Here is a 7,698-nt window from a genome sequence, read left to right as displayed (position 1 = left end):
CAGGCCGTAGAGCTCGGCCGCTGCGGGGATTTCCTTACAGTCGGCCTGCGCCAGGCTGGCGCATCGGCGATAATCGCCGCCCAACGCTCTCCCGGACTGGCCCCATGCCCGAGCTTTCCGTCGTCGTGCCCGTGTTCAACGAGCGCGACAACATCCCGCCGTTGCTTGCCGAGATCGCCTCCGCGCTGCGCGGCAAGGTCGACTTCGAGATCGTCTACGTCGACGACGATTCCAGCGACGACAGCCGCGCCGTGCTGGCCGCGCAGAAGGCCGGCTACCCGGAGCTGCGCGTGCTGCATCACGTGACCCGCAGCGGGCAGAGCACCGCGGTGTGGAACGGCGTGCGTGCGGCGCGCGGCGGCTGGATCGCCACGCTCGACGGCGACGGCCAGAACGATCCGGCCGACATCCCCAAGCTGCTCGCTGCCCGCGCGAGCGCGGCAGCGGAGGTCAAGCTGTTCGCCGGCTGGCGCACCACGCGCCGCGACAGCTTCAACAAGCGCATCTCCTCGAAGATCGCCAACGCGGTGCGCTCGCGCATGCTCAGGGACGCCACGCCCGACACCGGCTGCGGCCTCAAGCTGTTCGAGCGCGAGACCTTCCTGCGCCTGCCCTACTTCGACCACATGCACCGCTACCTGCCGGCGCTGGTGCGCCGCGCCGGTTTCGCCAGCCAGAGCGTGCCGGTGGGCCATCGGCCGCGCACCGCCGGCACGTCGAAGTACGGCATGCTCGACCGCCTGTGGGTGGGCCTGGCCGACCTGCGCGGCGTGGCCTGGCTGATGCGCCGCGCCAAGGTCACCCGCGTCGAGGAGCTCTGACCCGGCGCCCACCCTACGGGCCGTTCACCCCTGCGGAGTAAGCTGGGAGGCGGTTCCTGCAAGGGGGAAACGCCATGAGCCTGGCCGTCAAACGCGTCTACGAGCCGCCTTCGCCGAAGGACGGCTGCCGCGTGCTGGTCGACCGGCTGTGGCCGCGCGGCCTGAAGAAGGAGGACGCCGCGCTGGACCTATGGGTAAAGGAGGTCGGCCCCTCGCGCGAGCTGCGCCAATGGTTCGGGCACGAGCCGACGCGCTGGGAGGGTTTCCGCCACCGCTACGCCGGCGAACTCGATGCTACGCCCGACGCCTGGCACGCGCTGGCGGAGAAGGCCCGCCGCGGCCGGGTCACGCTGCTGTTCGGCGCGCGCGACGAGGAGCACAACAACGCGGTGGCGCTGAAGGCCTACCTGGAAAGCTACCTGGCCGCGCACGGCCCCCACTGACGTCGCCGCCGCTGCGGGTGGCAGCGACCGGCCGGCTACCCTCGCGGCCGCCAGCGCGCCAGCGCTTCGCGGGTACGCGCGCGGCCCAGTTCGATCAGTTCGTTCGCGCGGTAGAACTCCCACACGGCAGCCGCATCGCGCGGGATCTGGACCAGCAGGTCCGGCTCGTAGGCAGCCAGGCGCAGGCGCGACAGGTTGGACTGCATCAGGTCCATCGCCTGGGTCAGCAGCTCCAGCGCGCCCGGCTCGTGCATCCGCGGCGGCGCCTCGCCGCGCGCGAACAGCCGGCCCAACCATCCTGGCCGCGCTTCGGGCGTGGCGCTGGCGTCCTGTTCCGGCGTGGGCCGCTCGGTGGGGCCATCCAGGCTGACCGCAAGCAGATAGTCGGCGCGCTCGCGGATCAGCGGCGTCATCGGCACCGGGTTGAGCAGCGCGCCGTCGACCAGGCGGCGGCCGTCGAGCATGTGCGGGCGGAAGATGGTGGGGATTGCGATCGAGGCACGGATCGCATCGAACAGCTGGCCGCGCGTCAGCCACACTTCGCGTTCGCGGTCGATGTCGGTGGCCACCGCGGTGTAAGCCAGCGGCAGGTCCTCGATGCGGGCGTCGCCGATCAGCTCGCGCAACGTCTCGATGATCTTCTCGCCCTTGATCAGGCCGCCGCGGAAGGTCCAGTCGACCAGCCGCAGCACGTCGAAGCGGGCCAGCGTGCAGACCCAGTCGCGGTAGACCGGCAGCTTGCCCATCGCGTAGATGCCGCCGATCAGCGCGCCCATCGAGCTGCCGGCGATGGCGGTCACGCGATAGCCCTGGCGCTCCAGTTCCTCGATCGCGCCGATGTGCGCCAGGCCCTTGGCGCCGCCGGCGCCCAGCGCGAGCGCGACGGTCGGTTGGCTTGGCGCGTCCGGTGCCGGGGCGGGTGGGTTCATGCGACGGGCCTGCACGGTCGAGGCCCTCACGATACGTTGGCGCGGGGCTGTGGTGAAGTCGCCGTTCCGGCGAGGGGCGGCGGTGGCGGCTATGATGGGCCGGATCGGCACCCTCGCCATGACGGGCAAGCCTCCAGGAACCATGCCAGCCGATACCCGCCTCGATCCACCGCGCCGCCAGCCCGCCCCGGTCCGACTCCGTTGCCCGCGTGGAGCGCGCGCATGAGCTGGCAGGCGTGGGCCACGGTGGCGATCATCGCCGGCGCGATGGCGCTGTTCGCCAGCGAGAAGGTGCGCATCGACCTGGTCGCCCTGCTGGTGCTCGCGGCGCTGGTGGTGCTGGGCATCGTCACCCCGGCCGAGGCGCTGTCGGGCTTCAGCAACGAGGCGACCGTCACGGTCGCGGCGATGTTCGCGCTGAGCCTGGGGATCGAGCGCTCCGGCGCACTGGAACCGCTGACCCGCCTGCTGATGCGCATCCGCAAGCCGTGGCTGCTGACCCTGGCGATGATGCTGGCGATCGCGCCGCTGGGCGCGTTCGTGAAGAACATCGCGCTGGTCGCCACCTTTCTGCCGCTGGCGCTGCGCGTGTGCCAGCGCACCGGCACTTCGGCGGCGCGGGTGCTGATGCCGATGGCCTACGCGGCGCAGATGGGCGGCGTGTGCACGCTGATCGGCACCTCCTCCAACCTGCTCGCCGACAGCCTGGCGCAGAAGCATGGGCTGCCGCCGTTCGGCGTGTTCGAGTTCACCAAGATGGGCGCGTTGCTGGCGGTCGCCGGCATGGCCTACCTGATGCTGATCGGGCGCAGGCTATTGCCCAGGCACATCGATGCGGCGTTGCCCGAGGGCGGCGATGTCGGCAAGTACGTCACCGAACTGGTGGTGGGCGAGGAATCTCCGCTGGTGGGTTCGCGCATCGCCGATGCGCAGCTGGGCGACAAGTTCGGCGTCTATCCGTTGGAACTGCTGCGTGGCGAACGGCGCATGTGGTCGCCGCGCGAACAGCAGCTGGCGGTCGGCGACGTGCTGCTGGTGCGCGGCGATTGGGACAAGATCGAGGAGTTCCAACGCCGCACGCGTCTGCGCAACGCGCCGGAGCAGCACTACGCGCGCGAGGACGACCGCAGCCGCGTGCTGGCCGAGCTGATGGTCGCCCCGGGCAGTCCCGCCGAAGGGCGCCGCCTGTCCGAACTGGGCCTGGACTGGCGCTACCGTGCCAGCGTGCTGGCGGTGCACCGCCGCGGCCAGGTGTTGCGCGACAAGCTGAGCAACACCGACCTGGCGGTCGGCGACGTGCTGCTGGCGCTGGTCGACGAGGGCGGCATGCCCAAGCTGCGCACCGACGACGCCTTCATCGTGCTCTCCGAGCGCGACGATGCCCGCGGCAGCTTGCGCAAGGCCTGGGTGGCGGCGTCGATCATGGCCGCGGTGGTGGTCGCCTCGGGCCTGCACTGGCTGCCGATCCCCATCGCCGCGCTGTGCGGCGCCACCGCCATGGCGCTGACCGGCTGCTTCGGCCGCAAGGACATCTACGAGGGCATGGACTGGAAGATCATCATCCTGCTCGGCGCGATCCTGCCGCTGGGGCTGGCGATCGAGAAGACCGGGCTGTCCACCGTGGTGGTGCAGGGCGCGATGGGGCTGGTCGGCAACCATGGCCCGCTGGCCGCGCTGCTGATGGTCTACCTGCTGACCGCGCTGCTGACCGAACTGATGGGCCACAACCCGTCGGTGGTGCTGATGGTCAGCATCGCGGTGACGGTGGCGCATGCGGTGCACGCCGATCCGCGCCCGTTCGTGGTGGCCGTGGCCTTTGCCGCGGCGACCTCGTTCGCCACGCCGGTCGGCTATCCGACCAACACGATGGTGTACTACGCCGGCGGCTATCGCTTCACCGACTTCATGAAGGTGGGCATTCCGCTGATCGCGCTGTTCTGCGCGCTATCGATGTGGCTGATCCCCCAACTCTGGCCATTCCACCCCTAGCCCGACGCCTTCCCCCCCGGCGCAGCCGGGAAAGAGGGCGGGGAGACGGGGGAGGCCTTTGGCCTGCGCCTCGCAACTAGCGCGGTGCCTGCTGGTACCCGCCCAGCGCCATGTGCAACAGGCTCTTCATCTCCTCGCGCAGCGGCAGCGGCGCCACCACTTCGGCGTCCGGCCCGTACTTGAGCACGTCCATCAGCAGTTCACGCGATTTCGAATACGGCACCTGCAGCTCATAGCGGCCATCGGGCAGCCAGTCCCCCTTCTGCTGGGAATGCCAGTGCTCGTCGGCGACCCAGCGCGCGGCGTGGGCGGAGAAGCGGATGGTGGCCCAGGCCTTGGGCTTGCCGGCGAAGATGCCGTAGCTGGAGGCGAGCAGCTCGTTGAGGTCGGCTTCCGGCACGTCGGTCGCCGGCTCGTCCAGCGCGTGCGCGTCGCGGATGCGGTCCACGGCGAAGCTGCGCAGCGCCTCGCGGTCGTGGTCCCACACGTCCAGGTACCAGTTGTCGCGGTAGTGGGTCAGGCGCTGCGGCGACACCGTGCGCTTGCTGTCCGAATCGGTGGTGCGTGCGCGGTAGGAAAAGCGCAGCCGGCGGCGTTCCAGCACGGCGCCGGCGACCACGCGGAACACCTGCTGGTCGAGCTTGCGCTCGCCCCAGGGGATCACGCGGATGCGCTCGATCGGCAGCGCCTTGTCCTTTTCCTGCCCGGTCAGCAGGCGCTCGATGCGTTGCTTGAACGGCGCCAGCGCACCGGCCAGCACGCCGGGGCCCGTGCGGCCGATCAACTCGTTGAGGGCCAGCAGCGCGGCCAGCTCGTCGGAGGTCAGCCACAGGCCCGGCAGCTCGAAGCGCTCGCCCTCGCCCAGTTCGTAGCGGAACGCCGCCTGGTCGGTGCCGGCGCTCTCGATCGGCGCGCCCAGCGCATCGCGCAGGAAGGCCACGTCGCGGTAGAGCGTGGCGCGCGAGCATTCCAGCTCGTCCATCAGCCGCGCCAGCGGTACGGGGTAATGCGCCGATTTGAGAAGTCGGTGCAGGGTGAGGATGCGTTCGTAGCGGTCCATGGCATACCGTTGGGGTCCGGGCTTTGTGTAGCATGGGTATGGCCCGCGACGGCCGCAAGCCCGTTGCCCGGTCCGACCGGGCATCGGGTCGCGGTTTTCCCCCAACCGGCGAGCCTTTCGATGTGATGCAGCCATCCAGCGACACACAGGCCTGCATACCCGCGCCGGCGGGCGAGCGACCCTACCCTGCGCCGCCGGCGTACCCGGCCAGCCTGCTGCGGGTGCTGGCGCTGTCCGGCCATGGCTTGTGGATGCTGCTAGGCCTCGCGCTGGCGCTGGGCATCTACCGCGGCGGGCGCAGCGAGGCCTTGCTGCCGCTCGCCCTGGGCGCGGTGTTCGTCAGCACCGGCCTGCTGGCCGCCTGCCTGCACCTGCCAGGCCTGTCCGAATGGCACGGCTGGTATCCGGCACGGCGCAGCCGGCCCACGCGCGAGGCCTTGCTGGTGTTGGCGGCCTATCTGCCGATGCTGGCGGTCGGCGGACTGGTGCGCGGCGACAACACGTTCTGGGCGACCCGTGCGGCGGGCGCCGCGCTGGCACTATGCAGCGCCGCCAGCCTGATCTACTCGGTAAACCGCTACCGCAAGCGGCTGTCGGCAGGCGCCCTGCGCTGTTCCGCACAGCTGCCGATAAGCCGCATCGTTGCGGCCTGGTACGCCGGCGGGCTGTGGATGTGGCTGTGCCTGGCGGCACAGGACGGCGCCGTGCACCCGGCCGGCACACGGCCCTGGATCATGGTGCTGCTGATGCTGGCGCTGCTGCTCGGCTTGATCGAGGGCCTGCGCTGGCAGGCGCTCGGCCAGGCCGACACGCGGTCGACGGGTTCGCGTGGCCGTACCGACCGCTTTGTCGCCGCGCTGTTCACCTACGCCGTACCCAGCCTGGCTCTGCTGGTCGTGGACCTGTCCGATGCGGGCGTGCCGCTGGTGGCATTGGCTGCGGTCAGCTGCCTGCTCGGCCGCACCATCGAGCACCGCGCCTACGAAGGCGTGCTCGCGCGGCTCTGCCGCGCCGAACGCGCCGGCCGGGGGCCGTAGCGGCAAGCCGCGGACGCGGGCGCGTGTTCACTGCAAGTTTCAGACCGTCGCATTAAGGTGGCGGCCTCTTTGCCCCATCCCACCATGGATTGCCTGATGAACAAGACCCTGATCGTCGCCGCCTGCCTGCTCGCCTTCGCCGGCATGGCGCAGGCGCAGGATGCCGGCGCGCCCGGCAACAGCGCTGCCGACAACGGCGGCTGGACCGGCTCCGGCGAGTTCGGCTTCGCCTCTGCGCACGGCAACTCGCGCACCGAGAACATCAACGCCAAGCTGGGCCTGAATCAGGAAAACGAGTACTGGAAGAACAATTTCTTCCTCAACGGCATGCGCTCCAAGGGCGAGGTCACCGTCACCGATGCCGCCGGCAACACCGTCGACCGCTTCAGCACGACCGCCAACCGCTACGACTCGGGCGCATCGGTGGGCTACAAGCTCGACCCCCGCAGCTACATCGTCGGCGCCGCCCGCTACGAGCACGATGATTTCGGCGCCAACCTGTGGCAGGGCATCGTGTCGCTGGGCTACGGCTATATCGCGCTGAAGAACGAGCGCACCGAGCTGTCCTTCGAAATCGGCCCCGGCTACAAGCGTTACCGGCCAGCCAACATGACGGTGCTGGTCAACGGGGTGAACACCGTCGTGCGCCGGCCCACCGAGAGCGAAGCGGTCGGTCGCGGCCTGGTCAACTACAAGTACCGCCTGACCGACAACACCGCCTTCGAGGACACCCTGCTGCTGGAAGCGGGCTCGAAGAACAAGTACTACCAGAACGACGCGGGCCTGTCGGTCAGCATGACCAAGAAGATGGCGCTCAAGCTCGGCTTCCAGGTGCGCTACAACTCCGACACGCAGCCGGGCACCAAGAGCACCGACACGCTGACCACGACCAACCTGGTCTACAACTTCTAAGAAGGCTCGGACGGGTCAGCCTTGCTCCTTCTCCCCATGGGAGAGAGGGAGCAAGGCGCGGGTTGCGTCTTAACCGAGCATCTCGCCGGCACCCTTCGCCAGCAGCGCCTCGGCCACCGTACGGCCGAGCGCCTCGGGCTGGTCCGCCGGACCGCCCGCCGCCGCCCGCAGCAGCCGCCCGCTGGCGGCATCGCCGACCAGCCCGTTGAGGTGCAGGCCCTGCTCGGTCTGCACGCACCATGCCGCCACCGGCACCGTGCAGCTGCCGCCGAGCGCATGGTTCATCGCGCGCTCGGCGCTCACGGTGACGCGCGTGTCGGCATCGTCCAGCGCGGCGAGCAGCCCAAGCACCGCCGGCTGGTCCATGCGTGCCTCGATGCCGATCGCCGCCTGCCCAGGCGCGGGCAGCCAGTCCGGCGCGGCCAGTCGCTGGCGGATGCGTGCGGCCAGGCCCAGCCGCTCCAGCCCGGCGCAGGCCAGCACGATGGCGTCGTAGTCGCCGGCGTC

7 protein-coding genes and 1 pseudogene are annotated in these 7,698 nt (G+C 70.3%); 5 read left to right on the top strand and 3 right to left on the bottom strand.

Features of this window, described 5'->3' with window-relative positions:
- Positions 1 to 104: 104 nt before the first annotated feature.
- Both HOQ08_RS14135 and HOQ08_RS14130 read left to right on the top strand, forming a co-directional pair.
- On the top strand, positions 105 to 821 hold the full coding sequence (locus HOQ08_RS14135) for a glycosyltransferase (protein WP_291196205.1): 717 nt from the start codon (positions 105 to 107) through the stop codon (positions 819 to 821).
- 74 nt (positions 822 to 895) lie between these two features.
- Positions 896 to 1,264: a DUF488 domain-containing protein gene (locus tag HOQ08_RS14130; RefSeq protein WP_291196202.1), complete on the top strand. Its 369-nt coding sequence runs from the start codon at positions 896 to 898 to the stop codon at positions 1,262 to 1,264.
- A 35-nt stretch (positions 1,265 to 1,299) separates the two neighbouring features.
- On the opposite strand, the gene HOQ08_RS14125 is transcribed toward HOQ08_RS14130, so the two are convergent.
- Positions 1,300 to 2,193, bottom strand: a complete 894-nt coding sequence (locus HOQ08_RS14125; RefSeq protein WP_291196199.1) for a patatin-like phospholipase family protein — start codon at positions 2,191 to 2,193, stop codon at positions 1,300 to 1,302.
- Positions 2,194 to 2,415: 222 nt separating this feature from the next.
- Between HOQ08_RS14125 and HOQ08_RS14120 the strand changes: the two genes are divergently transcribed.
- On the top strand, positions 2,416 to 4,182 hold the full coding sequence (locus HOQ08_RS14120) for an SLC13 family permease (protein WP_291196196.1): 1,767 nt from the start codon (positions 2,416 to 2,418) through the stop codon (positions 4,180 to 4,182).
- A 76-nt stretch (positions 4,183 to 4,258) separates the two neighbouring features.
- Here HOQ08_RS14120 and HOQ08_RS14115 read toward each other — a convergent pair whose 3' ends face one another.
- Positions 4,259 to 5,242 carry a YafY family protein gene (locus tag HOQ08_RS14115; protein ID WP_291196193.1) on the bottom strand — a complete coding sequence of 328 codons (984 nt, stop codon included), beginning with the start codon at positions 5,240 to 5,242 and terminating at the stop codon, positions 4,259 to 4,261.
- A gap of 125 nt (positions 5,243 to 5,367) precedes the next feature.
- Between HOQ08_RS14115 and HOQ08_RS14110 the strand changes: the two genes are divergently transcribed.
- Both HOQ08_RS14110 and HOQ08_RS14105 read left to right on the top strand, forming a co-directional pair.
- The gene (locus tag HOQ08_RS14110) at positions 5,368 to 6,279 is read left to right on the top strand and encodes a hypothetical protein (RefSeq protein ID WP_291196190.1); all 912 of its coding nucleotides are present in this window, start codon (positions 5,368 to 5,370) and stop codon (positions 6,277 to 6,279) included.
- A 96-nt stretch (positions 6,280 to 6,375) separates the two neighbouring features.
- Positions 6,376 to 7,191: a DUF481 domain-containing protein gene (locus HOQ08_RS14105; protein ID WP_291196187.1), complete on the top strand. Its 816-nt coding sequence runs from the start codon at positions 6,376 to 6,378 to the stop codon at positions 7,189 to 7,191.
- 69 nt (positions 7,192 to 7,260) lie between these two features.
- Here HOQ08_RS14105 and HOQ08_RS14100 read toward each other — a convergent pair.
- A pseudogene (locus tag HOQ08_RS14100) lies at positions 7,261 to 7,698 on the bottom strand (hydroxymethylbilane synthase); the annotation flags it as partial.

The organism is Frateuria sp., assembly GCF_013362045.1.
Taxonomy (GTDB): domain Bacteria; phylum Pseudomonadota; class Gammaproteobacteria; order Xanthomonadales; family Rhodanobacteraceae; genus Frateuria_A.
The sequence above is the reverse complement of the archived record's forward strand: the minus strand, read 5'-3'. Positions and strand labels throughout refer to the sequence as shown.

Excerpts from the sequence above, each read along its gene's own strand:
- HOQ08_RS14120 (WP_291196196.1), top strand. The coding sequence starts at position 2,416 with ATGAGCTGGCAGGCGTGGGCCACGGTGGCGATCATCGCCGGCGCGATG.
- HOQ08_RS14105 (WP_291196187.1), top strand. The coding sequence starts at position 6,376 with ATGAACAAGACCCTGATCGTCGCCGCCTGCCTGCTCGCCTTCGCCGGC.
- HOQ08_RS14130 (WP_291196202.1), top strand. The coding sequence starts at position 896 with ATGAGCCTGGCCGTCAAACGCGTCTACGAGCCGCCTTCGCCGAAGGAC.
- HOQ08_RS14135 (WP_291196205.1), top strand. The coding sequence starts at position 105 with ATGCCCGAGCTTTCCGTCGTCGTGCCCGTGTTCAACGAGCGCGACAAC.
- HOQ08_RS14125 (WP_291196199.1), bottom strand. The coding sequence starts at position 2,193 with ATGAACCCACCCGCCCCGGCACCGGACGCGCCAAGCCAACCGACCGTC.
- HOQ08_RS14110 (WP_291196190.1), top strand. The coding sequence starts at position 5,368 with ATGCAGCCATCCAGCGACACACAGGCCTGCATACCCGCGCCGGCGGGC.
- HOQ08_RS14115 (WP_291196193.1), bottom strand. The coding sequence starts at position 5,242 with ATGGACCGCTACGAACGCATCCTCACCCTGCACCGACTTCTCAAATCG.